Consider the following 25,354-nt stretch of genomic DNA (forward strand, 5'->3'; position numbering starts at 1 on the left):
AATCGCCGTACCGTACTGAAAAGGGACGGCCATCCTGAAGCGGCAAACGGTCTTTCCCTTGGGGGAACACCCTGCCGTTTCACACGAAAAGCCCGCATGGCGGGCTTTTTTAATGCTTTATTTTTCAAAACGAACATTCGGGAAAAGGGTTTCTTTTCGCTGTCCCCGCTGGCGGAAAAGCTTTTCCCGCCAGAGACAGGAGCTTGTTATGAGCGGATACGAATTGCCGGAAGAACCGGAAGCGCTGCGAGCGGTTTTATCCGAAAAACTGCAAAGCGGCGCAAAGCGCATGAACGCGCACGACGTACACATTTCCATACTGAAAGACGAGGTGATTGCCTTGAAAGAAGCGAACAAAATGCAGGACGAGCGGCTTGCGCGAATCGAAAAAAACACTGCCACCCTGGTCGATATCTTCCGGGCCGGCGACGGAACGCTCAAAACCGCCAAATGGTTCGGAAAACTCCTGATCTGGGTCGGGAGCCTCTCGTCCGCCCTCTATGCCCTCTGGTACGCCATCATCAACTGGCCGCACAAGGGAGGCTGACATGGCAGGAAAAAACCTCCGTCTCGGCATCGGCGCACTGGGCATCAGCGCGACCGTACTCGTTTCCATCGCCCTCCACGAAGGCTACCGGGATAAAGCGTACAAAGACGCCGTCGGCATACCCACCATAGGCTATGGAGAAACCGCCGGCGTCAAAATGGGAGACCGAACCACGCCGGAGCGGGCGCTGGTGACGCTTTTATCCAGCGCCAACCGGCATGCCGATGCGATTCGCCCATGCATCCATGTCCCGCTCCATCAGCATGAATTCGATGCTTACGTCAGTCTGGCCTACAACATCGGGGCGGGCAACTTCTGCCGTTCCACGCTGGTGAAAAAACTGAATGCCAAAGACTATGCCGGGGCGTGCGAAGAAATCAGACGCTGGAATAAAGCGGGCGGCAAAGTGCTGGCCGGACTGACAAAACGCAGGGAAAAGGAATATCGCCTGTGCAAAGGAGAAAAAACATGAACAAAACCCCGGAAAAAGCGGTCAAAAACCTTCCGCAGGAAATACGCCGGCAAGCCGAAGACCGGACGCGCCTTTCGGATCGCCACGGCTTTCCGAAGCGCGTCAACCCCGACAAACGGGCGGCATATGAAACCCGCCGGGCGTTTCCGGAGCTGAAATGAGAGGAACCGTCATCGCCACCCTCATTGCCCTGATCGCAGGATTTTTTTCCGGATACCGGCTTTGCCATCTCCGATGGGAAACGGAAACGGAACGCATGAATGCCTCACAGGCGCAACAGGAAACCGAACGGCTGAAAAAAGCCATGAACGATAACCGGAACTTGCAGGAAACCGTCGGTCGCTTGCAAGCGAGAATAAAGAAGGAAAACGACCATGCCAAACGAGAACATGCTATTTTGCTTGATCGTATCCGTCGCGGTGCTCTACGGGTGTCAGTCCCAACCCGTGCAAGTGGCGGAGTGCCCGCCGGTGGATGTGCCGCCGATGCTGATCGAAAAGCGCGAGCCGAACTTGACCCGGAAACTGTTGAACGCATTCTGGCTGTGGGAAGAGAAGGAGATACCGCAATACGGGACCTGAACCACTGCATCGACCAGTATCATGCCGTCGCGAAAATATGCGGCAACCCGTCCTGATTTTCCACCCGCACCACTCGCCTTGACCCGCTGGAACCGCGTCCTCTTTGAAAAGCAGCGCAATTGGCGGGAAAGGAAAAATAAACCCCGGCCCCCTTCCTCTGGAAGCGGGGTTTTTTCATGGAAAAAGCCGGACTCAGAAAAAAACGGAATGGCCTGACCGGCAGGAATCGGGCCGTGCCGGAGTCGGCCAAAACAAAAAAGGAGAAGAAATGACCGAAAACAATCCGTTCGGCGCAGCCTACAGCCAGCCCGAAGAAAACAGGACCTCCACGAAAAAAGCGGCTCTGCCGTCTATCCGTTCCGCCATAACGGACTGGACAAAAAACGTTGCACGAAACCTGACAGACCTGATGGAGAACACGGGCGGAGGAGAGGGCGGCGCCTTGCCCGCGCGCAAGCCTTCCCCGGCGGTACCGTCTGCCTCCGCGGCAGCCGGGCTGACCCCGGAAATCCACAACGACAAAGAAGCCGCCATGAAATGGCCTTCCCCAAACGCCCGGAGCGGGCAACAGCCCGGTGAAATCGACCTGTCCGCCTTCGACTTTTCCGGCCCGGAAAAGCGCGACACGCCGGAGGTGGAAAAACCGGCGCCCCGTCTGGACCCCGGAAAAGGGGAACGTCGCGCCCAGGCGTTCGGCATGACCGTTACCGGTGCAGACAGCCAACCTGCGCCGCAAGCGGCCCTGCCGGAAACAGGCCAGTCCATCAGGGAAAACGGAAAAACAGCCGGAGACGACAGCGCAGACGCCACACCGTACAAGACGGCCGAACCCTTGATCGGCCTTTACAAGACAAACGGAACCGTTCCGCCAACATCCGGCGCCGTCTCCGGTGCGGGAAAAGCGGCCCTGCCCGAAAAAGCGCAAGCGGAAGCCGGTCAGCAACCGGGCGAACCGGCCGCCACACCGGGCGCCATCCTGAGCCGAATCGAAAGCGAGCAATTTACACGGAAAGCAAAAGCCGCGCTGAACCCCTTCTTCCAGACCAGTGCCGACATCGCGCAGGGCATCGCCGGCTGGCGGCAAGCCCGCTTCGACCCCGAACCGCTGACCCGGTACGGCAAGGAAGAAAGGGAAACCTTTAACTGGCTTTTCAATAGCATCCGCGACCTGTACGACGGCTGGCGATTCGATCCGAACATGGCGAAAAAACAGGCTTATACCTTCCTTGACCGGATCAACCCGGCCTTTTACGAAGGCACCGTCGGATTCGACCGGATTGGAGAGGGGCGCTTTTCCCTGGACGAAGCCACCGGGCAAATCCGGGACTACCTGAAGACCGGGACAGCCCCGACACTTGCCGTGGCCGAACAGACCGCCAAAACCATGCGGGACCTGGACGACACGGCCTATGGCGAAACCGTCAGAAACTTCGTGGCCAGCGTCCACATGGGCGCGTTGAACTTCACCCGCAACACCGTCGAAACCGCCCTGACCGTCATGTCGTCCGCGCCGCCCATCGAAATCGCCATGTTCCATTACCAGCAAATGTACCTGGCCCACGGCAACGACACCGCCGGCTTTGCGCACGAACTGGAAAACATGGTGCATTTCAGCAACCGCGTCAAAGACAACACCGTCAACTGGGCAGAAGACGCCAAAGAGGCCTACCGCGCCATCCGGACAGACGACTACAACCGGCTCAAATGGCTTACCCTGAACCCGACCGAAGCGGCCTGGATGCGTCCGGACAAACTGACGGGAGACTTCTTCGAGAAACTGCTGCCGGCAGTATTCGGCATGAAACTGGCGGGGAAAGCGGCACAGGGAATCGGGCTTTTACAAAGAGGCGAACTCTTCGTCAAAGGCGTACAAGCCGTCAAGACAGCCTACTCCCACGCCTACTACGCCATCAGGCGCCAGTACGGTCGGAATCCGGAGAGGCTTGACTGGGACGGAGAATGGCTGAAATACCGTCAGGAGAGCCGTTTGCCCCAATCGCAGGCAAGGGAACTCTACATCGAAGCCAAAGCGCGGCAGGCGGGGGTGCAGTCGGGCATGCTGTCCTTGGCGACCTTCACCATGGGCAATGCGTTCAGGTCAGTAACCGGAACAGGATCGGAAGGGGCAGTTTTAAGCCATCTCCAGCAATTCATCATCACGCAGGGCGCTTTCATGGCGAAGGAAGCGGTTCAGGGGGCAATATGGACTATATATAACAGTTCTGATGAAGATGAAAGTAAAGTAGAATGAGATGGAAAAGTGAGTACTAGGAATGAGTACGCGAGTTTTTGACTGATTAGAGAAAATATTTCTGGGGTTGCTTATGTCTTTTTTAAAGAAATTGTTTTTTATTTTTTTGTTCTCTCTGTTGTATTTTCCTGTTTTTGTAAAATCAGAAAATATAGAAAAGGGAATAAAACTTTATAAAAACAAAGAATTTAAAGAAGCACTTCCGCTTATCGAGAAAGAGGCGAAATCAGGAAACGCTGAAGCTCAATTTATATTGGCGAAAATGTATGATTTTGGAGAAGGCGTTAATAAAATGCCTCAAAAGGCTCTTTATTGGTATGAAAAAAGTGCAGAACAGGGTAACCCTAAAGCTCAAAATAATCTGGCTTATATGTACTCGAATGGTGAAGGAGTAAATAAAAGTATAAAAAAAGCTTTTATACTTTATTCCTTGTCTGCTAATCAAGGACTGAGTGCTGCTCAATTCAATTTAGGTCTGATGTATAGTAAGGGAAAAGGAATTGATCAAGATTATAAAAAAGCATTATTCTGGTACAAAAAATCTGCTGAACAAAACTATACTAAGGCTTTTCATGCTCTAGGGGTTGCCTATCAAAACGGCGAGGGCGTCCCGGCCAACCGGGACGAAGCCATCCGATGGTACAAAAAAGCGGCTGCCCAAGGCTACGCCCGATCCATGGCCAATCTCGGTAGCCTTTATTACCCCGAAGACGCCGGCGACCTTGAAAGCTGGGACGAGGCTTATAAATGGTACAGCATGGCCATCGACCACGGTGACAGGAAAAACGCCCCGTTGGGTCTTGGCCTGATCCATCTTTTCGGCAGCGGTCGCTACCCGGTTGACAACGCCAAAGCCTATTCCCTGTTCACACTGGCCGCCGAAAACGGCCGTGCTGACGGCTGGTACTGGCTGGGCGTCATGGAAGAATACGGCTTCGGGCGACCGCAAGATGAAGAAAGGGCCATGGAACTCTACAAAAAGGCGGCAAACGCTGGTGTGGAGCCCGCCATCAACCGTCTGGAACACGGCCATCAGGACTGGTCGTTGCATCTCTTCAAAGCCATCCGCCCTTTGTTTACGCCGTATTACTGACTCCTTGAACTTTGCCAATCTTATACCGGAACAGGATCGGAAGGGGCAGTTTTAAGCCATCTCCAGCAATTCACCATCACGCAGGGCGCTTTTATGTTTAGGGAAGCGGTTGGTGGAGCGTTGAAAGAATACAGTGAGAGAAAATATACTGAATATCACAAGTCCGATTTTTAAAGTTGAGAAAAAAGGTTTTTACAGGCACAATCGTTCTGGACAAACTGAAATAAAGGCAATACATGTTAATGAGGAAAAACAGTGCGGTTATTCTTCTTCTTATTTTCATATTTGGCATACTGGGAAAGGCAATAGCTTCCGATATTGAAAAAGGAAACCAACTATATGAACAGGGGAAATATAATGAAGCCTTGCCGTTAATTAAAAAAGGCGCGGTATCCGGCGATGCGGAAGCCCAGTTCAATCTGGGCAGAATGTACAGTAAAGGGCACGGTATAAAGCAGAATTTAGAGCAGGCGATGTACTGGTATAAAAAAAGTGCAGATCAGGGCCATCTTAAAGCCACCTATAACCTCGCTTATATGTATTTGCAGGGAAAGGGAGTTAAGGAAAATCCTGAGAAAGCGTATAAATTGTATCTTGAATCCGCAGAAAAAGGATTACCGGCGGCACAGTTCAATCTGGCTCTCATGTATTTTAAAGGAAAGGGCGTTAAAAAAGATAATCAAAAAGCGTTTGAATGGTTTTATAAAGCAGCCCTACAGGGGGACAAGGAAGCTCAGTTCAACGTTGCGTTGTCATACACTGAAGGGAATGGAATAAAGCAGGGCTATGCCAAGGCTTTGTACTGGTATAAAAAAGCGGCCGAACAGGGCTATGCAAAAGCCATGTTTGCATTGGGCCTTGTCTATCGACAAGGCGAAGGCGTCCCGGCCAACCGGGACGAAGCCATCCGATGGTACAAAAAAGCGGCCGCCCAAGGCTATGCACCGGCCATGGCCAATCTCGGCAGCCTGTACTATCCGGAAGACGCCGGCGACCTTGAAAGCTGGGACGAGGCTTATAAATGGTACAGCATGGCCATCGACCACGGCGACAGGAAAAACGCCCCGTTGGGCCTTGGCCTGATCCATCTTTTCGGCAGCGGTCGCTACCCGGTTGACAACGCCAAAGCCTATTCCCTGTTCACGCTGGCTGCCGAAAACGGCCGTGCTGACGGCTGGTACTGGCTGGGCGTCATGGAAGAATACGGCTTCGGGCGACTGCAAGATGAAGAAAGGGCCATGGAACTCTACAAAAAGGCGGCAAACGCTGGCGTGGAACCCGCCATCAACCGTCTGGAACACGGCCATCAGGACTGGTCGTTACATCTCTTCAAAGCCATCCGCCCTTTGTTTGCCACGCCATACTACTGATTTCTGAACTCCCCAAATCGTGTCGGTTGGTTTCTTCGGAACCCGACCGAAGCGGCCTGGATGCGTCCGGACAAACTGACAGGAGACTTCTTCGAGAAACTGCTGCCGGCCGTATTCGGCATGAAACTGGTGGGGAAAGCGGCACAGGGAATCGGGCTCTTACAAAGAGGCGAACTCTTCGTCAAAGGCGTACAAGCCGTCAAGACAGCCTACTCCCACGCCTACTACGCCATCAGGCGCCAGTACGGTCGGAATCCGGAGAAGCTTGACTGGGACGGAGAATGGCTGAAATACCGTCAGGAGAGCCGGTTGCCCCAATCGCAGGCGAGGGAACTCTACATCGAAGCCAAAGCGCGGCAGGCGGGGGTGCAGTCGGGCATGCTGTCCTTGGCGACCTTCACCATGGGCAACGCGTTCAGGTCAGTGACCGGAACGGGCGCGGAAGGGGCAGTTTTAAGCCATCTCCAGCAATTCATCATCACGCAGGGCGCTTTTATGGCGAAGGAAGCAGTCGGGGGAGCGTTGGAATCAATAAATGCGCAAGAAGCTATAAACAGAAAGGATGAAGAAACACAATAAATAAGAAAGATGCACCTGTATTTTAGTAGGTGCATCCGTTCTTTGCCGGTAAAATTAAGAAAGGTTAATAAAAGGAACGGGTTCATGCGCTTGTTGGGAAAAAAACATTTAGTTGTCGTAAATTTTCTTTTGTTTATTGCCACATCGGTAGCATTGGCAGGCAACCTTGAAAAAGGAATCGAATTATACGATCAAAAAAAATTCAGCGAAGCCTTCCAGATAATCAAAAAGGAAGCCAAAACCGGTGATGCAGAAGCCCAGTATTATTTAGGGAAAATGTATAGAAAAGGGGAAGGTGTTCAACAGGATAATAGGCAGGCTGTCTATTGGTATACCAAAAGTGTAGAACAGGGAAATCGAAAAGCACAAAACAACCTGGCTGTTATGTACGATAATGGTTTTGGAGTTGAAAAAGACCTTAAAAAAGCTTTTGAATTGTATTCTCAGTCTGCAGCACAGGGAACAACAGCGGCCCAATTCAATCTGGGAATGATGTATCGTGACGGTCAAGGCGTTAAAAAGGATTACGTGAAAGCGTTTGAATTGTTTAGTCTGGCAGCGGATCGAGGAAATATTCGTGCCCAAAACGCGCTTGCTGTATTGTATACACAGGGCAAAGGAATCCAACGAGACTATGCTAAAGCACTTTACTGGTATCGAAAATCAGCTGAAAAAGGATATGATGAGGCGCAACATGCTATGGGCGTTGTCTATCAAAAAGGCGAAGGCGTTCCGGCCAATCGCGATGAAGCCATCAAATGGTACAAAAAAGCGGCCGCCCAAGGCTACGCCCGATCCATGGCCAATCTCGGCAGCCTTTATTACCCCGAAGACGCCGGCGACCTTGAAAGCTGGGACGAGGCTTATAAATGGTACAGCATGGCCATCGACCACGGTGACAGGAAAAACGCCCCGTTGGGCCTTGGCCTGATCCATCTTTTCGGCAGCGGTCGCTACCCGGTTGACAACGCCAAAGCCTATTCCCTGTTCACACTGGCCGCCGAAAACGGCCGTGCCGACGGCTGGTACTGGCTGGGCGTCATGGAAGAATACGGCTTCGGGCGGCCGCAAAACGAAGAAAGGGCCATGGAACTGTACAAAAGGGCGGCAAACGCTGGTGTGGAGCCCGCCATCAACTGTCTGGAACACGGCCATCAGGACTGGTCGTTGCATCTCTTCAAAGCCATCCGTCCTTTGTTTACGCCGTATGACTGATTTCTTCCACGTATGGCCCGAACCGGGGCTGTCCGGCAACTCCTTTTTTGCCGGTCAGGACATTTCCTGAAGAACACCTTTTGGGACATTTCGTCCCCGGCAGGCCAAACAGCCCCGGCTTTCCGTTTTCAGACGTATCGTCGTTTTCATGAAGCAAGGAGAAGCCAGACAGCGCTTCTTTCAAGCCCGTTATCCGTTCACCGCTCCCTTTCCGGGGCGTGTGCCGGAAAACGCGTTTTTCCTCCGGTTTCCCTGCCGTATGTTGCCAGTTTAAAACACTATACTTGAAACAGTCTATACGATTTAACTGTATCGACAACTTCAAGTTACAATACATCCCTAAACCGGACTTATCCTGAACAGCCATGCCGCCTCCCGAAACCGTATCGCCTGACACGAAACCGCCCTCCACCGGAAGCCGGCTGGCCCGGACGGGAGTGGGAGGGTGGCTGGCCGTACTGATCGTCATTCTCGTTGTCGTCAGGCCGGTACTGGAAGGCGCGGCCCAGTCAGTCATTTTCACCCTGGAGCTTCAGGCAGACCCTTCACTTTTGCATAACGTCGTCTGGAACCGTTACCGGCAAATCATATGGGCGGTATTCGTCGTGAGTTCGCTCCTTTCGGTGTCGGCCGGCCTCCTTCTGTGGAAACTGCATCGTCCCGTATCGGTCAGATACGCCATGGCCGTCCTGTGGGTCATCTGGCCCGGTTCCTACATTGCCGTGGCGCTCGTCTGGCTTTGTCTGGGAAATCCGTTGATGGCCTTGAGCGCCATTGTACTGGAATGGCATGGCCTGCTGGTTTCGCTGGTCGCTCCGCTGGTCTGGACACTCTATTTGCGCTATTCAAAACGCGTCAAAAACACCTACTCTTATGATGAATTCTGATATGAGCGAGACAAGGCCAAACGCTTCACCGGACAAGCCAGTGGCAAAACACGCTTCAGAACACCCGGGCAATGCCAGTGACGCGCCGGCTGCGGCCATGCCGCTTCCCGGATGGACAAGACTGCTGGTCTTCGTCTTTATGATCGGCAGCCCGGCATTCGATATCCTGTACTTTGCCAGCCAGCTCCACAGGTATGAAAACCTGCCGTTCGGATTGGCGCTCCCCGACTCGTTTGCCCTTTACCGTTCGCTTGGCTGGAGTGTCGTGATCCTTTCCTCGCTGATCAGTTTTCTGGCCGGACTCTGTCTCTGGAAAAAAAGAAAATGGTCATCCGTGCGGTTTGCGAAGTGGGCGCTCTGGCTGACAGGGCCTTTATACGTGTTGGTGAGGCATATACTGGATTTCTTCTTTTTGTTTAACCCCTCAGGCTTTTACAGGGGGCCGGAATCCATCGTGCCAATAATGTACATGCTCTTCGGTTACCTGCTGCTTCCGATGGCACAATCCCTTGTCTGGGCGATTGGATGGACAATCTATCTGGGCAAGTCGCAACGGGTCAGACAGACCTTTGGCGGCGAAAGCGCAGCCGGCCAATTGCCATACACCGGAAACATCCCCGGAAATCCCGAATACGGGGGAAAAGACGGAAAATGAAGGGCACAACCGGCAAAACCATGACGGACACAGGCGCGCCGCTCCTTTTCCGGATGCCCCCAAAGGCATAGTGGAGAGTGGCTGGCCTTTCCGGTTTCCCTTTTTGCGACGCCGACTCCGCCGGCCCCATCATCCTGCCTGCGTCCAGTCTTTACGGTATGGAAAAAACGATCCGGCGCTGCTCGGTCATCCCGCTCACCCCGAACCCCGGATCGGGCCGGGCCGTCCTGCCGGCTTTTCCGGCAACCGGCGTGACAGCCGCGTGTCAATCAGGAAAAAACTCTCTGGAAATCGGCCGGATGGGCAATCGTCTCCACAGGGATCACGGGATTGTTTTTTGAAGGGGCGGACTGGTTCATACGGGTTTGCGCGGGTTCGTTTCAATCCGGCTTCAGCGACAATCCGGGCGCCATGTTTTCAGATCGCTTTTATGGACGGTTCTGTTAAGTCTCGTCCGAAGAAACCGGAACGTGGCGGGAATACCGGTTCCCGTAAAAACCCCGGCAGCAAAGAACCGGCCTCTTTTTTCCGTAAGGAAACGGCAGGGACTTGTGGTGAAAAAAGAAAGTCCGCTCCCGAAAAACAGGACTGGCGGCCGGGCCGGCTTCCCGATCATGAGAGAGCGGTTTATCCGCGTCCATCACGGCGGAACGCCTTTTCTTTCCGGACGGGTTCCAGACGACCGTAAAGAACCTTTGGGGCAGGCATTGCCCGGTTCGCCGGCTTTTTAGGGGTTAGGGAAGCGGGACGGTAGCCTTTTTCAACGGAGAATTCTTATGTACCATATCACTCCCGCAAAAAGGCAAAATCCGGCCGGCGCACGGAAAAGGGCCCGCCACTTGCCGCAGGTGGCCATGCACAGGTGCAGCCGCTTTCGGTGAGCATGGCCGGCTAGGCTTTCAGCTTCCCTTCGTGTCCGGAAAAGGCCGCGCCGGATTCGCGCAGCCGCTTTCCGGACAGCTTATTTGGGCAAATCTCAACGGGTCGTGCAAATTTACGGGTATAGTGGACAATCAATTGAACGGAAGTCACTGAAAAATGTCCCTGAATCCAGAGGGACAACAAAAGAGGGCCTGACAAATGAATATGGAAACCGACACACCGATCTCCCCGTCTCCCGACAGAAGCGGCGACCCCTTCCCGGATGCGCCCAAAGGCGTCGGCGGGTGGCTGATTTTCCTGATTATCGTCCTGTCTGTTCTGAACCCGCTGGCCAATATCGGCATGCTGGCGGCGGAACTGCGCAGAGTCGAACAGGAAACCCCCTATCTTCTGCAAATTCCCGTCTTCATCCACTACAAATGGTTCAGCTGGGCGCTCGTGCTGATCTGCTCGGCGATCGGCATTGCGGCCGGTTACATGCTCTGGAAAAAACACGTCTGGAAATCCGTCAGGCAAGCCATCGTCGCCATCTGGATCATGGGGCCGCTGGCCACCGTTTTCGTCGCTTTATACATCTACATGAATTTCGGTTCCATGGCAGCTGAAGCGGGAGGAGAAATCATCGGAAGCCTGATCAGATCGCTTCTGTTTGCCGGCATCTGGACAGCCTACCTGCTGAGATCGAAAAGAGTCCGGAACACCTATGTCCGGGAAGCGGCCAGTCCGCTGGCCGCCCACTAGATTCTTTTTTCGGGATAATACGTGTTTTTGACGCGAACCGATTTGGGAAGATAACCCGTCCATATCGCGCTTTGCGCCGCGGTGGCGGCTATGGCGGGATAAAACGGCTTGATGGTTTGCGAAAAACCGGAAAGAAAAACCGCGGCGGCTGTCGCGGCATACATGACCGGAACGAAAGGCCCGGCCAGCCATAGGAGCCGACAGTGAACTGAACCGTCGCCGGCTTGTGAATCCGCCGCAAGGCATGGCCCGCGGCGAAACAGAACAGGCACACCACCCCGAAAACGATCCAGACCGCCGTCCGGTACCGTACCCGGGCCGCATTCGATTCCGGAACCGGCAAAACCTGTGCGGAAACGATGAAATTGTAATACAGCTCGCGAAATCCCGTGACAGGCGTATAAACCGCCAGCACGGCAATCAGCAGCAACAGCCAGCCGCCGACGCCTTTCGGCCCGGAAGCAAAAAAGCGCGTTTATTGTTCATCTATTCTCCGAAAACCGCCATGACACCGCCAGAAAGGGTATCGGATCGACTGTATGCGTGAAAGCGGGCGTGCCTGACGCTGCCAGAAAAACGGTTTTCATCCGGCGGAAAAAACCGCTCAATGCCCGGGAAAAACATCCACATACTGAATGCGGAGATCGGGAAACGTATCGACAAACCGGATCCGGAAGTCGGGAAACGTATCGACGAACTGCCAGCGGCCGCAACGGTCCGGGAACACATCGACCCGCTGTACCCGGAGATCGGGAAACGCATTCACCACCTGAACCCGGAAATCCGGGAACACATCGACCACCTGTACCCGCCCGTAAAGCGCCTTGCCCTTCAAGGTGCAATCCGCGCCGACATGGCCCGCGCTGGCGCAAACCGCTGGCGATACCAGCAGGACGCCTGCCAAAAAAGACCGTACCGCTTGCCGGAAAAACATCATCACTCCGCTGAAAACAGCCGGCGCAAAGCCGGAAAGCCAAATGGCGACAAGGGAATTGTGCAACAGCTTCGACCGGAAAAACAAGCCTTTGTTCCGGCTTTGGTATCCGGCTGTTGCCGTTTCCGCGTGAAAAACAGGGCAGGGCGCCTTGTCCGGCGACAGCGGGACGAAAGCGCCTGATCCGTTGCCGCCTTTCTGCCGTCCCGGAAATTCCGTGTCGGCATCCCGTTTTTCCCCGGACTGGCCGGCTCCGGGACACACGTTGCCGCCGCGGCAAACCGGACTGTCACATGGCTACGCAAATTGCCGGTTCCGGTGGTTTTGCCCTTTTTCGGGCAGTCCCGCTGACAGCAAAACGCCGAACGCACGCTTTTGCCGGAGTGCGCGCCGCCAGCCGGGGAAAACGGGGAAACGTCACCTTTCCGCGGAAAACGGAAGACGGAAAGCGGAAAGAAACGGGTCAACCCGGCTTTGCCCCGCCCTGAAAAGCCCCTTTGGCTCCCCGCTGGCCGGTTACGCGGCAGGCGATGGCGAAACGGATCGCCGCGCTGCCGGAAAGACCCGGCTGTTCCGGCTGCAAGCGCCAATACCGGCATCGCCCCCGGCTTGCCCCGATACCTGTCTTGTCGCCAGCAATGGCAGGCAAAAAACCGGCCGGCCGACACGTCCCTTGTTGCGCTCCCTTGCAAAAACGCAAGCGCAATGCCGGAAAAACAGGCCGGCCCGGCGGAAACCGCACAGAAGAAAGAGACGGGCCTTGCCCCACCGGACAGAAAAGAAACCGCTTGTCCCGAACCGCTTGCCCCGGTCTGGCCGGACAGGAAAAGTTCGTCCGGATTCCCGCTGAAAAAACCTGTTTCCCGACGCGGCCTGCCCTTAACCGCACCGCCAGCGCATCGCTGGCGGCAAATGGGAAATTGCCACGGGAAAAGCCTGAAACAGCGCAGCCGGCGTGTCGCAAGCCGGTGAGAAAAACGCCGGAACCCGGCAAAGCCGGCAAAAATATCTTCCTTTTCCGACATCCTTTTTCAGCGCAGACCCTGCCGGCGTCAGTAAAACCATCCGGAAAAAGCGACTCGAAGAAAATACGCCGGTATGCCCGCCTGCCTCGCCGCCCCCGGAAACCGGCGGCATTGCCGGCCCGGCTAAAGGAAGCGGAACGGCCGGACAGGAATCGGCGGCGGAAAGATCACAACCAGTAAATCTCGTTACCGCTTTCATTCTGCCTCTTTTCCAGTTCTTCGCGGCTGATCGCGCATCGCGGCCTGCCGTCATGGCGACGGAAGAGGAAACAGAACACATGATAAAAAAAGCACAACATCCCGGTTTTCCCGTATTTCCTTATTTTGAAGAGCGCATAAGGCCCGTTTTTTCGCCCTGTTGAAAGCGGCGTTTCCATATTAATCCTTTGGGCGTTTTGCGTCATCTTTTTAAAGTCACCCAAAGCGCAGGCTTTTCAGGCCCCTGTAGACAGGCCGCCGAAAAATAAAACGGCAGGGATGATAGGGCGGCACGGCAAGACAGGGGGCAAACGGAAAACCGATTTTTACCGAAATAAACTCTTTAAAATCAATACATAAAACCGTTTTATGAAAGGGTTTTCATACCGGGAAAACGGGCAGTATCCTACCGTCCATCGGCCTTTCTCCGGCCGCCGTTTGCCGGAAACCTGCTGACAGAAAGTCGTTTTCCCGTTCGCCCGCAAGGGCAAGCCGCGCGAAAACCCATCCGGGAAAAACCGTGCCATCGCCGGAACCCGTTTTGCCGAAAAAACAGGCAGACCTCATCCGTGACGCGTGAATGCTGGGCCGCTCCGGATTTATGCACCGGGTTTTCCACAGGATTCGTGCACAACTCCACAGCCCTTGTTTCCCGGCTGAAATCTGTTAAGCTTCGCACTTTGCCGGCTTGCGGGATGTGCTGTTAGCCGTTTCAGCAACTGGCAGACGATTTCTGCATTCACACGCATTCACCGCTCATGACCTTGCCCAAAAGAACGCTTTCCGTTGCCCCGATGCTCGACTGGACAGAACAGATAGTATTCATGCGGGTTGCAAGACGACTTGATGCAAATTTGATGCACGAAAAATACTAATTTTCATCGGATTTCGTCTGTCCAGTTAAATAATGAAGTAAAAAAATGCCCCGTCAAAAACGGGGCGGACGGTAAGGTAGATATCAAATCACTTCGATGATTGTCTCATATCATCCAGAGTCGCGGCGACATCCCTGATGTCGGCGCTTAAAGGGTTCCCAGCCATTGGAACTGGAAAAACGCCCAGAGATCTTTGTGTATATGCGGTGTTTTCTTTTATTCCCAGTGCATGGCACACTTCTTTAAAATTCAGCCTTGGTTTGTTATATATCGCAAGTAGCATAAATTCTGTTTGCATCGCTGTCTCCTGCACGACATTTGCGTGAAATATCCCAGGCTTTGGTCATTATTCAACGGCATTCCAGACCAGGCGACCTTGTAACACAACCTTTACCGTTTTTTCGCTGACCTTCACTTCATTGAATTTCTCCTTCAGCTGTTACATAGCGATGAATCCCGGATAATTCTTCTTTAATCCGGAAATCGCGTAACATCTCATCTGCATAATTCCAGGTCATCCCCATTGTTTCGGTCCGTATGCGATCCAGCGCTTCACGAGCATGTCTTGTATCAGATGGGGTGATCATTTCTCCATTTTTGATGAGAGCAACAAGATGCCGCAATGGATCCATGTGAAGGTTGCGTCCGGTACGGCGTTCATGAATTTCGTATCCCTCAATAAATCCAGTTACTGCAGAGACAGTTTCGTAAAATCGTCCGTCTTTCCGGTTCAAAAATAACGGGACATCATCATTGGCGACGTAAATGGTTCCATCTTCTTCGAGCTGATCAATGATGCTGTACAGTGGTGAAAAGACAGAATCGATTACCCAAGGGAGTGTTTTCAGCTTCACGCAACCGGGATCCCGTGGACGATATGTTTTATTTCTGCGTTTATTTTGTCTAGACACGGTTTCCTCCTTAATTACCATAACCAATCAAAGGGAGATTTTTGCTGGATAAAGCGAAATTGCAGTTTCCACGAAAATACTTTTCTGCATCTTTTGCAAGATTTTCAGGAAATTCTTTCTGAATATCCTCTGCCGATTTAATCCAGCCGAGAAGCCGGGCCGCCTCGACATTGAGTGCCTTGGCAAATTCCTGGTTCATCTTGATGTGCATATTGCCATTCTTGTAATAGCGATATTCCAAAAGGGGTACATAATCCGTGAGATAGACGACACCTTTTTCTCCGGTATCTAATGCGTATTCGCAATCTACGACATGAAAACCCAGGTTGGTCGCAATCGTGCAAATATCATCAATTCCACTCTTAATATTGTCTCTGGTGTAGTACGAGTACTGTCGATAGAAATAGGAAGTGCTGCATACAATGCGGTAATCAAGGGTATAGTGCGTCAAATCGTCACGGTTGTATCGCCACCCAGAACCTTTGAATACACGCTGATTAGATTTATAGGGTGTAACGTTATCGCGTGTCGATAGGCTTTTGTAAAAATCAGTGAGTTGTGCATCGTAATACGTATTGGCATTCTTGATGACCCAAATTACCAGAGAATAAATATTGCTTACCGTAAAATCGGCCGATGTCAGACCAGAAAACCGAGACATCATTTTGTTCCGAGTATCGTATGTCAGGCGCGATGTAATGGCGTCAAGGTTATCAAATACCAATTGCCAATACTTGGTTTTCAAACCTTTCAAACGAGATTTCAAACTCTTTTTTACAGCATCCTTGGTAATACCAATACTTTTTAGTATGTCGGCGGACAGAGAAGAAATAGCCTTAAAATGATTGGAAAGGATCTTTTGCTCATGCTCGTAGGCATTGACGAGTATTTGTGCCTTGTCTTTTCCGGCAATAAGCTGATTTTTTAAAAGTTCTTCCGAATTTTCTTCTTCCGCATCCGCCTTTATCGGAAACATCTGATCAAACCAGGCATCAAAAGCCTTATCTGATGAGGTCTGTTTACTTATATAGAGGACATTAACTTTGGCGCGGGCAACACGTTCGGCGTCAAAAAAATCGAAATTACCAAGAATATCTACCTTGCCACCAACGGTTTCCAGTAGAGCCTGAATTTCCTCGTTTTCTTTCCAACGTTCCGGAATAACAAGGTAAATATGATGCGCAGAGGTTTCGAAAATAATACGTTTTGTCCAGGCTACATATTCGGAATAGGGCGGATTGCAAAAAACAATATCAATATCCTTGTCAATCAACATGCATTCATGAAAATCTGTTCCGACAATAATGGCATCTGCCGGAAGGCGATCAATCAATATTTTGCTTTTTTCGATGACGTAATAGTCAATCCAGGCTTTTCTGTAATCGCTGGTTTCTTTACTGTTGTACTCATCGAAATATTTCTTGAAATTACAAGTGCCACATCCAATATCAAGGACTTTAAAAGTCCTGGAATAGCGCATTAGTGACATATGCTGATATATTTTGTCGAGCATTTCTCGGGTTGTTGGATAAAGCTCGAAATCCTGATCGTTTTCTTTCAGTTTTTTAATAAGGGCTTTCATGCAAACAATCTCTTTTGTGATTTTTTTTCCAGTGCGATTTGGCAGGCAGGATTGATCCAGAGGCATTCTTTACGCATTCCTGTACCGCGATGAGCCGAAATGCGGGCAATAGTCTGATATTGCGTCCACCCAGTGAGATGATCGTTGTATATCTCGTTTTCGTAGCCTGACAACACGACAAACCCGGAAAGTGCTTTCAGCGTATCCAGCAATTTGACGTGTTCTTCATCCGTCATTTCGTGTTTGTAATAATTGCGAGCAGATGCACTCTTGTCTCTTGTTTCGTGGACATAAGGCGGATCAACGTAATGCAAGGTTGTCGGTGTATCGTGCTGCAGCATGACGCGGACAGCAGGACGGTTTTCAATCAAAACACCGGAAAACCGTTCACCAACTGATCTGATAGCATCGGGGTAGGCTTCCCAGAGATGTTGAGCTGTGGCGTAGGCGCGTTTGGAATCGATGCGGAAACCGGTTATCCCCTTTGTTGCCCCCGCGGAGCCAAAGCCCATTTGCGCCCTAATAATTGTTTTTCTGGCCCTTTCCAGCGGTTCATCAGTTTCTTCAAAAGCCAGATAAAACTCGTCACGGCAGTAGGGGGTCAGAACGAGCGACTCAATCAATTTTTTTCGTGCGATAGGATCTCTGAGAACAGAGAAAAAATTGACAATATCACCGTCCAGATCGTTATAAACCTCGGCGTAAGAGCGTGGTTTTCGAAGCAGAACACCGGCAGCACCTCCGAACGGTTCCACGTAACACTCATGCGTAGGGAAGAACCCAATAATCCAGGGTGCAAGACGGTATTTCCCGCCGTGATAACGAAGAGCAGGATGCCTGATAGTCATGCCGCAACCTCTATTTCTTGATCGACGAAATTGGCACGGATGATCGCAGCCGCAATAGGTGGGCAAACAGAATTGCCACAAAGTCTCGTCTGGACGGTTTTCGATACAGGTCTGTCATTGATTCGGTCAAAAATGTAATTGGCCGGAAATCCTTGAGCTTTGAACAGTTCGTGAGGCTGGAGCATCCGCATGCCGATATCGGTAATGACATGCGTTTCGCCCTGTATCTTTACCGTTACCAGTCCAAAACGGTCTTTCGTCGGAATGGTATGCATTGGTTCCCGGATATCCACTCCGTCTTTCTCATTGCCGTAATACTTGACGAGCAATGCAGCCACAAGGCCGGCATGCCGTCCGCCGGCAGTCACCGTTCGCATAGGATCGTCCGCAGCACGGGCGACACTTTCCTCTCTCAGAGTCACGATGTGTGCCGTGACAAGTGAATGATGATCTGCAGTAGTTACCGTACCAAGCGGCTTTCTGACATCGTGACCGACCACGCCGCCGTAATGTTTGGCGATGAATGCGGATACTAGGGAAGACTTGTCGAACCTTTCGATTTTCGGGACAACGATCGCATAACCATGATGTGATGTGATCGTCTTGAGAGGCTTGTTGATGTCCTGTCCCCTGAAAGCGTCGTACCAGGAAGCGGTATGGTTGCATTCGACAATATACGGATCAGCCGAGTTGACGACATAGCGCATGATTCCCTTTGCAATCCGCCTTAATGTTGCCTCTTTAAGCGGCCTCTTGCGCTCGAAAATGGACGGGCAGGGCAATGACCAGTCGATACATTCAGCCGCCGTGCGCCACGGCTTCAGCTTCCTCGTCTTCGTCTCCAGTTTCTTTGGATCACCATGCGTAGGAGCAGGCCAGACAATCGGGATACCATCGCAACGCGCAATCAAAAAGAGGCGTTTACGGATAGTGGGAGCGCCATAATCGCATGCCCGTAATTCACGCCAGTCCACGGCATAGCCCAGATTTTTCAGGCTGCCGATCCAGCGCCGGAATGTCATTCCTTTTTTTGCTGGGTCGGGCTTGCCATCGACCAGTGGTCCCCATGTCTGAAACTCCTCGACATTTTCCAAACAGATAATTCGCGGCCGGACCAGTTTGGCCCATTTGACCACCACCCAGGCCAGAGACCGAATTTTCTTGCTGACAGGTTTGCCGCCTTTTGCTTTTGAGAAATGCTTACAATCCGGACTGGCCCACAGTAGCCCGACAGGCTGGCTATTCGTTGCGGAAACAGGGTCAATCTCGAAAACATCAGTACAGTAATGTTTCGTCTGCGGGTGATTGGCAGCATGCAGTGCAATCGCTTCGGGATCATGGTTGATTGCGATATCGACATGTCTTCCAATGGCCTGTTCAATACCGGTCGAAGCGCCGCCACCGCCGGCAAAAAGGTCCACAATCAGTTCGTTATCAAGAGGTAAAATATATTGCGGTGTCAGCATTATTTCATCTCCCGTTGAGGTTTTTCTTCGATCAAGAGACGTAGATTACTCGCACGTTTTCTGAGGTCGTAAGCTGCTGAATTCAGGCCCTTCCAGTAGTCTGAGACTGTATCGTTAAGTCCATCCAAGTTTTCTTCATCTTCGGATTGTTCAGCCTTCCATAGATCATTGAGAGCGTCCTTGAGGTCTTTTCCAGTTTTAGCCAGATGCTCAGCATCAGTGAGAACAGAAACAATGGCCGATCGTGGAACCAGTACATAACCTTCACGCATGTCACCTTTGTGGCCACTGCCATTGCAGGCCGGACAGTTGTTTGATGGATTACCCCAATCTTCTCTTCCGTCATTGATGTGCGCGAGTTTTCCGTTTATCTCCCTGTAACCATGTCCACCGATTTCTTTTATTTTTTGCATGAACTCGGGATCTGGAAGAAAATCGGACTGTGCTTCTGCAACGAGTGTAGCGGCGGTATGTCGTGCATCTTTGTGTCCAATGCGATACCAGTAATCAGCAAAACTATCACTGGTTCTCCAAGGACTTGTACACGGTAAATTCATGATCTGGTCATGTAATTTGTCTAATTTTCTATTCAAGTTCATTATTGCTCCAGTCCAACCGCTGACCGCACCTAGAACAGCATTCGTCCCGGATACCATAAGAGGAAAGAAAACCGTTCCCACAGGTTGGGCAACATCTGTCTTTTAATGGTTTCGGATTGTCCTTCTCACCAATTGCTTTGAGCTCGCTTATCCGCGCATACATCTGTGTGATAACCCGCTTGCACTGGGATTTATCCAGCGGTTCGCCGGTGATGGGATGAGTGATATAAACCTCTGCACGGGTGTGCCATTCTTCCGCGGTATACTCCTCGTTAATACTCGGCGGCAGCGATGCACCACAGTCTTCGCAAACCGGGCACGGTTTTAATTCAGTCGTTTTGCTCATACGGCCTCCGGCTTATCAAGTTCAAGTAATCCATTTGTCGATGCATGATCAAGGATAGTGCGTCCATCACCAAGAAGAATTTGTCCAAGAAATGCACCCTCAAAAGAGAGAATTCCAACTTCAATAGCAGTGATCTGGCCTTTTATCCAGTCCCGCAGAACAGAACAAACGCTTATCTTTGCCTGATCTGTTGCCCTCGCTTCGTGTTGAATTCTGGTTCGACGGTGACGAGATGGGTTATATGGATGTTCCTTCAGCCAAGCCGCTGCGTAACCACGATAACTCGCCTTAACTGACACGTCCTTGCCACGATATGTAAACTGAACGAGTAGCTCTCCTTTTTCGTTGTCCGTCATCGTCCCAAAACGGGCGCAGCCGAATCGCGTGAGAACTTTGTGGATATCGTCCAGTGCTGCTGTTCCGCTGGAGGCATTTTCATATGGCAGGCTCATAAATCTCCCGTCCTTGTGTTCCATTTTTTAATCATGTCCTCTTTACTCCCACCCGAAAAAGAGGCATCACAACGTGGACAATAAGCGTTATAAATATATTGCGTGATCCTGTATAAGCGCGCTCTTTCTCCGCAAAACGGGAATGGCAGCAATTCAGTCTTGGTTCCCATACGCCTCCTTATAAAAAGACTCTCTCGCAAATGCGTTCCCATGCTGGATCGTTTCCATTGACTGCGTTATAGACTGCTCCACATTTCCGGCAGCCGAGTCCCCACATATCTCCGCATGTGTATCGCTGTGGTTTTGTTCGGAATTTCTTCCCTCGCTTACCGGCTTTGCTGATCATCACCCGCTCTTCTAGTACGAATTCTTCCCATGCGTAGAGCAGACCTCCGCATTCTGGACACACGCACTTGTCGTTATTGTTCATTCCGGTACCCCGTCCCATGTTTTGCCGTCCAGCATGCGGCCAGAAGCTTTTTTGCCAAACCTGAAAGCCGTAAATGTATCGTCAAGGTTTGTTGTTCTGCATTTCAGAAAACCATCGTGCGGGATGGTATTCTGGTCGCAAAACTCAACATTTCCGTATTCGTCCCTTTCGGCTGGGAGCCATTCACCCCATTGCTTAAAGAAAAACGGTACGCCAGCAATGGCACACTGATCACGTAAAGACCGTACCCAATCCGGATGCATCGGTCTCGCGTTTGGCCCACTCTCGCCTCCGCAAATAACCCAGTCAATTCCTTCCGAAAGTTTCCACAACGAAATAATTACAGGGCCAAGCAGGGGCTCTATACTCAAAAATCGTTTTGCCGCGGGTATATCGAGTAAAACGGGGATTCTTTCATCGGCCGTTGTCTGGTTTTCGACTGTTACGCCAATCCAGACATTTGGCAAGATCATAGGCAAGTCGGATAGATATCCTGACATTCGGTCCGGACGTTTTGTCAGAATCTGAAAGGTATGCTGTTGAGCATAAGCCATCACTTCAAATATATCGTTCAACCATTCATCAGAGACGTTTTCGTGAAACAGATCACCATGTGCACAAACAAAAATCTTCTGCGGTTTTTCCCACTGTAGTGGTTGACTCAGCCATTCTCGGTTAAACCGCACTTCGCCAGTCCAGACATGGCGTCCATTTACTTCTTTCGTCAGACCTGCTCGGGAAGGATGATGTTTCAGGCGTGTACCGGCAAGCTGGCTTGCATAACAGTTTGCGCAACCGGGAGATATGGGAGTACATCCGGTAATGATGTTCCATGTTCCGTCAGTCCAGTTGATATGTGATTTTTTAGCCATGGCATGATTTGTTTTCGGTTTTCAGTCATATTTCATCAAGTATTTCTTCAAGCCTTTTTTCCTGGGGGGCTTTTACAGTTTTCAGGTAATCTGCTGCCTCAATTAATGCCTTTCCAAAACCCCTCATAAAATCCGCGTCTTCTTTTGTAAACAAAAATTGAGTTCCTTCCCGATTGCTTGTCAATTCCAGCCGAATTTCATCTAATCGGTCAGTTAAAAGATATACATGCATTCCGGATTGCTTAATAAATCCTCTTTTTTCAAAACTTCCCATGTCTTATTCCTTATAATTTTTTAAATGCCAGTGACAGATTGCGTCTCTGTCTTGACGTCGGGTTCGAGCGGAAAGAGAACACCCATCCGATGCATCCGTTATTTCCCCACGGGGTTTGCTTGGGTCGCCAACATGAGAGCTATGCTGCAAATGGATTTCCAAAGAAGAACGGCTGACCGCATTCGGCCTTGATTCGCTCGATAATCGTATCCGTCGCGGCTTTCATGACCAGATCGGGACGGACAAGCTCGTACCAGAACTCAACCTTTCCTTCGCGGTGTCGATAGCGGAGGCGTGCATTGATCTGATAGGCGTCTCCTCCGAAATAAACCGGGATGCCGATTGCAAACTTGTCGAACACCTTCATCTGCTCAATCGTGCCTTTGTCGTCGTCCTGGATGAATGTCATATTGACGCCACCGTTTTGCAGGCGAACCGACGATTTGAAACGGTAGTCCTGCTTCGCCTCGAAATTGAGGGCCATATTGAGCATTTCCGCGCTGGACGGATAGCCTTCCGGACTGGCAATATCCGCTTGATTGTTGTCGATAAATTCTGCGAAATCGACTTGAGACATGACAGAGCCGTTTTTACGTATCCAACACCGATATTCCTGCGAAAACTGTGGCGTATAGCGGGCAACGTGGTCGCGCCACGCCTGCTCATCCTCTTTTTCTCCGTGGTCGTTGATGATCGACCGAAATTTCGCCTTGCCCTCCGAATAATCGATGTCTGCCCAGATCGTGCAGGAGGTCGATGAGCCGTGGCGTTTCACGTATCCGATAAAGCTATCAGTGTCGATTAATTCCACGGCAGCCTTCTTGCGCCTCGGTTTTGCGAGTAATTTTTCGTCATTACAATCTTGTACTTCCCATCCATTCGGAACAACGACTTTCCGGAACTGGCTTTCCTTATCCTCAAATAGGGTTATTGGCTTTGGTGCATTCTCAAAAATCGTTTCCGCGATGTTCTTGTTTTCTTCGTCCATGTAAAAATCCTTTTAGATGAGAGTGGAGGGGTTATTGAGCGTTTGCCGTTTTCAGTGGAACGGCTGACACGTCAACAGTTTTAAGGTTGAGCTTCTGCTGGTTCGGGTTATCCGGTACCAGATTGCCTTCCGGAGTGACGAACAACAAAGCTTCCATCGGGGCTTCTGCAGGTTTGGATAAGGTGGCTTTTCCTGTTACAGTCATGGCCCCGTTTGCCGTGGCTCTCTTGACCGTGATCTTCAAGGTAATAGAACCTTGCCCACCTTGCTCATCAACGGCTTTCGTAAGCTCGACCATCATGTCGCTGGCTTTGTCGATAAACTCGCCACCAGCGATCTGGCGTAAAACATCGGTTATTGGTCTTGCAGACATACAGTTTCCTTTCATAAAAAGTGGTATCCGCTTTTGCTTCAGACATGTAAACAGACTGGTTTCAATCTGCTTTCGTGTCTGAGCGGTCTGTCCCGCCGTCAACCGTCTTTCCGATTTGCCATGCAAAAGCTCGCGACAGCAGTGCAAGCAAGAACGGGCGGTCTCCGCCATCCTCTGAGCTGAGGTCAGATAGACCCAAGGTCTCTTTGCCTTGGTGCAAACCCGCTTGTGACGGGCTTGCATAAAGGCCCTTGTTTGTAAACAAGGAAACCGGGCCATCGTTTGTTCTCGACTCCGTAAACGTGGAAATCGTGCCGCTATTTTCTTTTGCGCGAGAGCGGTGCCCGCTTTTGTCGCAGCAAGATCAATATGCTTGAGCACAACAGACAGCAGGATCACTGTCTGACGGAGGAGCCTGAATTGCTTCGGCAACTTTCAAAAGATATTGAGAAGTTACGCCACAGAGGACTTCGTTTAGTGCTTCTTCACATACTCGATCAAAAAAGCGATAAAAGTATTCGATATCAGGGTTTTGACGAACGCCGAGCTTTACCTGAATGTATTCGTTACAAGGTACGTCAAGATTTTCTGAGTAATGGATAGCGGCATCAGATGAATCTTCTACAGAGGCAAACGGCATACCAAATTTATCGGCGGTGTGTTTTGCTACTGCGTAGGCGTATTTTCCGGTAATTACTACTCCACGTGGTGTGTCAAACATTTCCCTGTGGATCAGCAGCGAAATGGCGGCCATAAACACATTGGCAATACCAATATATGGGATGCCCAATGCCCTGTCCATTTGACTCGATTTATTAAAAACGGCTGACATGTCTCGCGGTCCCGAAACGATTGTTGCGTAAGATAGTGCTGACATTTATTTCTCCTGTTGGTTATCCATGTTTTTATCCGGAACATGGAAACCGGCTTATCAATACAATCTATATGCGTGGTCAGTATTACCCTCACGCCGTAGCCGTTTTTTTTGGTAACCCCTCCACGACTACTGGGAAGGGGAAGAGTAATTGCTCGGCTTACTCAAAAAATGAATCTTTCGGGGATGGTTCAGGTTCTTCTTTAGGCGCCGGATCTTTTTCAACATCAGATACCGATCCATCAGGGAGATCAATCAGATCGTTATCCTCGTATTGCGGAATTCCGTTTTCATCGATAATCGTCATGTCTTTTTCAATGGCCGACTGCATATCGATAGACATCACGCCCCATTTGGAAATCAGGTGGCGGAGCAGGGTCTTGAAAGCCATCTGGTCAAAATCCGCATACCAGAATGACGAGTATTTCCACATTTCGCTTTTCGGAATCTTGCCTTCCTGAATTTTTTTAAAAGACTCGAGACTGAATGCTGGTGAATACCTGTCTGCGTGCTGTTCCATCTTTTTCTTGGACCAGTACACGGATTTTTCAAACCCGTTGACCAGTTCGAACATGGCGTAATATCCAACGACAGGTAATTTTTCCCGCTTCTCGTCATCTTCAATGATTTCAACAGAAATTTTCTCGGCAAACGGATTCCACCCAAGCAGTTCGCCTTCCCTGATTTCTAGTACGTTGATACGCCGATACTGACCAGAACGGATCGCAAGTTGTATATATCCTTTATATCCGAGCTGGAACTGCGCTTTATCCTTATACGGAACAATGTAAAAATGGCCGAGCACAGGGGAAGGTGAGAGATCAAGCGCGGCACCTTGTAACGCCGCCGATACGATGGTTCCCCTGGAACAAACGGACAAATTAGGATTTATCGTTACGGCGGAAACAACTGATGTGACAAAAGCATCGCGTTTTGTGCCGTTGAGAATGTTGGAGACTTTATTATTTACAAACGCTGCAAGAGAAACATCCTGTTTCTTGGTTTCAGCAAGATTTCTTCCAATGCTTGACATG

General features: G+C 50.9%; 29 protein-coding genes. 12 read left to right on the forward strand and 17 right to left on the reverse strand.

What is annotated here, in order from left to right:
* Window positions 1–208: 208 nt before the first annotated feature.
* From OFAG_RS07680 to OFAG_RS07745, 12 genes are all read left to right on the forward strand, one after another.
* Window positions 209–547, forward strand: coding sequence for a hypothetical protein (locus tag OFAG_RS07680; protein WP_040721210.1), 339 nt, complete (start codon window positions 209–211; stop codon window positions 545–547).
* Between the two features lies 1 nt (window position 548).
* On the forward strand, window positions 549–1,019 hold the full coding sequence (locus tag OFAG_RS07685; RefSeq protein ID WP_020995082.1) for a lysozyme: 471 nt from the start codon (window positions 549–551) through the stop codon (window positions 1,017–1,019).
* Complete coding sequence (locus tag OFAG_RS13870) at window positions 1,016–1,180, forward strand: hypothetical protein (RefSeq protein WP_020995083.1); 165 nt, start codon at window positions 1,016–1,018, stop codon at window positions 1,178–1,180. The genes OFAG_RS07685 and OFAG_RS13870 overlap by 4 nt, the downstream gene beginning before the upstream one ends.
* On the forward strand, window positions 1,177–1,656 hold the full coding sequence (locus OFAG_RS07690) for a lysis system i-spanin subunit Rz (RefSeq protein WP_005876887.1): 480 nt from the start codon (window positions 1,177–1,179) through the stop codon (window positions 1,654–1,656). The genes OFAG_RS13870 and OFAG_RS07690 overlap by 4 nt, the downstream gene beginning before the upstream one ends.
* 212 nt (window positions 1,657–1,868) lie before the next feature.
* The gene (locus OFAG_RS14350) at window positions 1,869–3,851 is read left to right on the forward strand and encodes a hypothetical protein (protein ID WP_020995084.1); all 1,983 of its coding nucleotides are present in this window, start codon (window positions 1,869–1,871) and stop codon (window positions 3,849–3,851) included.
* A gap of 73 nt (window positions 3,852–3,924) precedes the next feature.
* Complete coding sequence (locus OFAG_RS07700; protein WP_020995085.1) at window positions 3,925–4,944, forward strand: SEL1-like repeat protein; 1,020 nt, start codon at window positions 3,925–3,927, stop codon at window positions 4,942–4,944.
* Between the two features lie 365 nt (window positions 4,945–5,309).
* Entirely contained in the window at window positions 5,310–6,314 is a 1,005-nt protein-coding gene (locus OFAG_RS07705) for an SEL1-like repeat protein (RefSeq protein ID WP_231371682.1), read from the forward strand.
* A gap of 60 nt (window positions 6,315–6,374) precedes the next feature.
* Complete coding sequence (locus tag OFAG_RS14355; protein ID WP_020995086.1) at window positions 6,375–6,893, forward strand: hypothetical protein; 519 nt, start codon at window positions 6,375–6,377, stop codon at window positions 6,891–6,893.
* Between the two features lie 129 nt (window positions 6,894–7,022).
* Window positions 7,023–8,108, forward strand: a complete 1,086-nt coding sequence (locus tag OFAG_RS07715; RefSeq protein ID WP_231371683.1) for an SEL1-like repeat protein — start codon at window positions 7,023–7,025, stop codon at window positions 8,106–8,108.
* Between the two features lie 365 nt (window positions 8,109–8,473).
* Window positions 8,474–8,995 carry a DUF2569 family protein gene (locus OFAG_RS07725; protein WP_005876880.1) on the forward strand — a complete coding sequence of 174 codons (522 nt, stop codon included), beginning with the start codon at window positions 8,474–8,476 and terminating at the stop codon, window positions 8,993–8,995.
* Between the two features lies 1 nt (window position 8,996).
* Window positions 8,997–9,650, forward strand: a complete 654-nt coding sequence (locus tag OFAG_RS07730; RefSeq protein ID WP_005876879.1) for a hypothetical protein — start codon at window positions 8,997–8,999, stop codon at window positions 9,648–9,650.
* A gap of 1,080 nt (window positions 9,651–10,730) precedes the next feature.
* Window positions 10,731–11,273 (forward strand): DUF2569 family protein, encoded by a 543-nt coding sequence (locus OFAG_RS07745; protein ID WP_005876878.1) that lies wholly within the window; start codon window positions 10,731–10,733, stop codon window positions 11,271–11,273.
* Here the strand turns inward: OFAG_RS07745 and OFAG_RS13875 are convergent.
* The 17 genes from OFAG_RS13875 to OFAG_RS07840 all read right to left on the reverse strand — a co-directional run bounded on the left by OFAG_RS13875 (window position 11,270) and on the right by OFAG_RS07840 (window position 25,353).
* Window positions 11,270–11,437 (reverse strand): hypothetical protein, encoded by a 168-nt coding sequence (locus tag OFAG_RS13875; RefSeq protein WP_005876877.1) that lies wholly within the window; start codon window positions 11,435–11,437, stop codon window positions 11,270–11,272. The two genes, OFAG_RS07745 and OFAG_RS13875, sit on opposite strands and share 4 nt — an antisense overlap.
* Before the next feature lie 440 nt (window positions 11,438–11,877).
* A complete protein-coding gene (locus OFAG_RS14165; protein WP_196806225.1) occupies window positions 11,878–12,471 on the reverse strand; it encodes a 7(1) septoil knot domain-containing protein in 594 nt (197 codons plus the stop codon).
* A 199-nt stretch (window positions 12,472–12,670) separates the two neighbouring features.
* A complete protein-coding gene (locus tag OFAG_RS13880) occupies window positions 12,671–12,856 on the reverse strand; it encodes a hypothetical protein (RefSeq protein ID WP_147617657.1) in 186 nt (61 codons plus the stop codon).
* A gap of 1,865 nt (window positions 12,857–14,721) precedes the next feature.
* Entirely contained in the window at window positions 14,722–15,216 is a 495-nt protein-coding gene (locus tag OFAG_RS07785) for a hypothetical protein (RefSeq protein ID WP_020995092.1), read from the reverse strand.
* Between the two features lie 10 nt (window positions 15,217–15,226).
* On the reverse strand, window positions 15,227–16,864 hold the full coding sequence (locus OFAG_RS07790) for a DUF4942 domain-containing protein (RefSeq protein WP_005876871.1): 1,638 nt from the start codon (window positions 16,862–16,864) through the stop codon (window positions 15,227–15,229).
* Complete coding sequence (locus tag OFAG_RS07795) at window positions 16,795–17,646, reverse strand: DNA adenine methylase (protein WP_005876869.1); 852 nt, start codon at window positions 17,644–17,646, stop codon at window positions 16,795–16,797. Before OFAG_RS07795 ends, OFAG_RS07790 begins: the two co-directional genes overlap by 70 nt.
* Window positions 17,643–19,112, reverse strand: coding sequence for a DNA cytosine methyltransferase (locus tag OFAG_RS07800; protein ID WP_005876867.1), 1,470 nt, complete (start codon window positions 19,110–19,112; stop codon window positions 17,643–17,645). The genes OFAG_RS07795 and OFAG_RS07800 overlap by 4 nt, the downstream gene beginning before the upstream one ends.
* Window positions 19,112–19,711, reverse strand: coding sequence for a hypothetical protein (locus OFAG_RS07805; protein WP_020995094.1), 600 nt, complete (start codon window positions 19,709–19,711; stop codon window positions 19,112–19,114). Before OFAG_RS07805 ends, OFAG_RS07800 begins: the two co-directional genes overlap by 1 nt.
* Entirely contained in the window at window positions 19,698–20,057 is a 360-nt protein-coding gene (locus tag OFAG_RS13885) for a hypothetical protein (RefSeq protein WP_020995095.1), read from the reverse strand. The genes OFAG_RS07805 and OFAG_RS13885 overlap by 14 nt, the downstream gene beginning before the upstream one ends.
* On the reverse strand, window positions 20,054–20,533 hold the full coding sequence (locus OFAG_RS07810; RefSeq protein ID WP_231371684.1) for a hypothetical protein: 480 nt from the start codon (window positions 20,531–20,533) through the stop codon (window positions 20,054–20,056). Before OFAG_RS07810 ends, OFAG_RS13885 begins: the two co-directional genes overlap by 4 nt.
* A complete protein-coding gene (locus OFAG_RS14535) occupies window positions 20,506–20,721 on the reverse strand; it encodes a Lar family restriction alleviation protein (protein ID WP_418003055.1) in 216 nt (71 codons plus the stop codon). Before OFAG_RS14535 ends, OFAG_RS07810 begins: the two co-directional genes overlap by 28 nt.
* Before the next feature lie 214 nt (window positions 20,722–20,935).
* Entirely contained in the window at window positions 20,936–21,811 is an 876-nt protein-coding gene (locus OFAG_RS07815; RefSeq protein ID WP_005876863.1) for a DUF5131 family protein, read from the reverse strand.
* A gap of 25 nt (window positions 21,812–21,836) precedes the next feature.
* Complete coding sequence (locus OFAG_RS07820) at window positions 21,837–22,085, reverse strand: hypothetical protein (protein WP_020995099.1); 249 nt, start codon at window positions 22,083–22,085, stop codon at window positions 21,837–21,839.
* Window positions 22,086–22,224: 139 nt separating this feature from the next.
* Window positions 22,225–23,073 (reverse strand): DUF2303 family protein, encoded by an 849-nt coding sequence (locus tag OFAG_RS07825; protein ID WP_005876861.1) that lies wholly within the window; start codon window positions 23,071–23,073, stop codon window positions 22,225–22,227.
* A gap of 31 nt (window positions 23,074–23,104) precedes the next feature.
* Window positions 23,105–23,446 carry a hypothetical protein gene (locus OFAG_RS07830; protein WP_005876859.1) on the reverse strand — a complete coding sequence of 114 codons (342 nt, stop codon included), beginning with the start codon at window positions 23,444–23,446 and terminating at the stop codon, window positions 23,105–23,107.
* 364 nt (window positions 23,447–23,810) lie between these two features.
* Window positions 23,811–24,323 (reverse strand): hypothetical protein, encoded by a 513-nt coding sequence (locus tag OFAG_RS07835; protein WP_020995100.1) that lies wholly within the window; start codon window positions 24,321–24,323, stop codon window positions 23,811–23,813.
* 157 nt (window positions 24,324–24,480) lie between these two features.
* Entirely contained in the window at window positions 24,481–25,353 is an 873-nt protein-coding gene (locus tag OFAG_RS07840; protein ID WP_005876857.1) for a recombinase RecT, read from the reverse strand.
* Window position 25,354 lies beyond the last annotated feature (1 nt).

This window comes from Oxalobacter paraformigenes (assembly GCF_000158475.2).
In the GTDB taxonomy this organism is placed as follows: domain Bacteria; phylum Pseudomonadota; class Gammaproteobacteria; order Burkholderiales; family Burkholderiaceae_D; genus Oxalobacter; species Oxalobacter paraformigenes.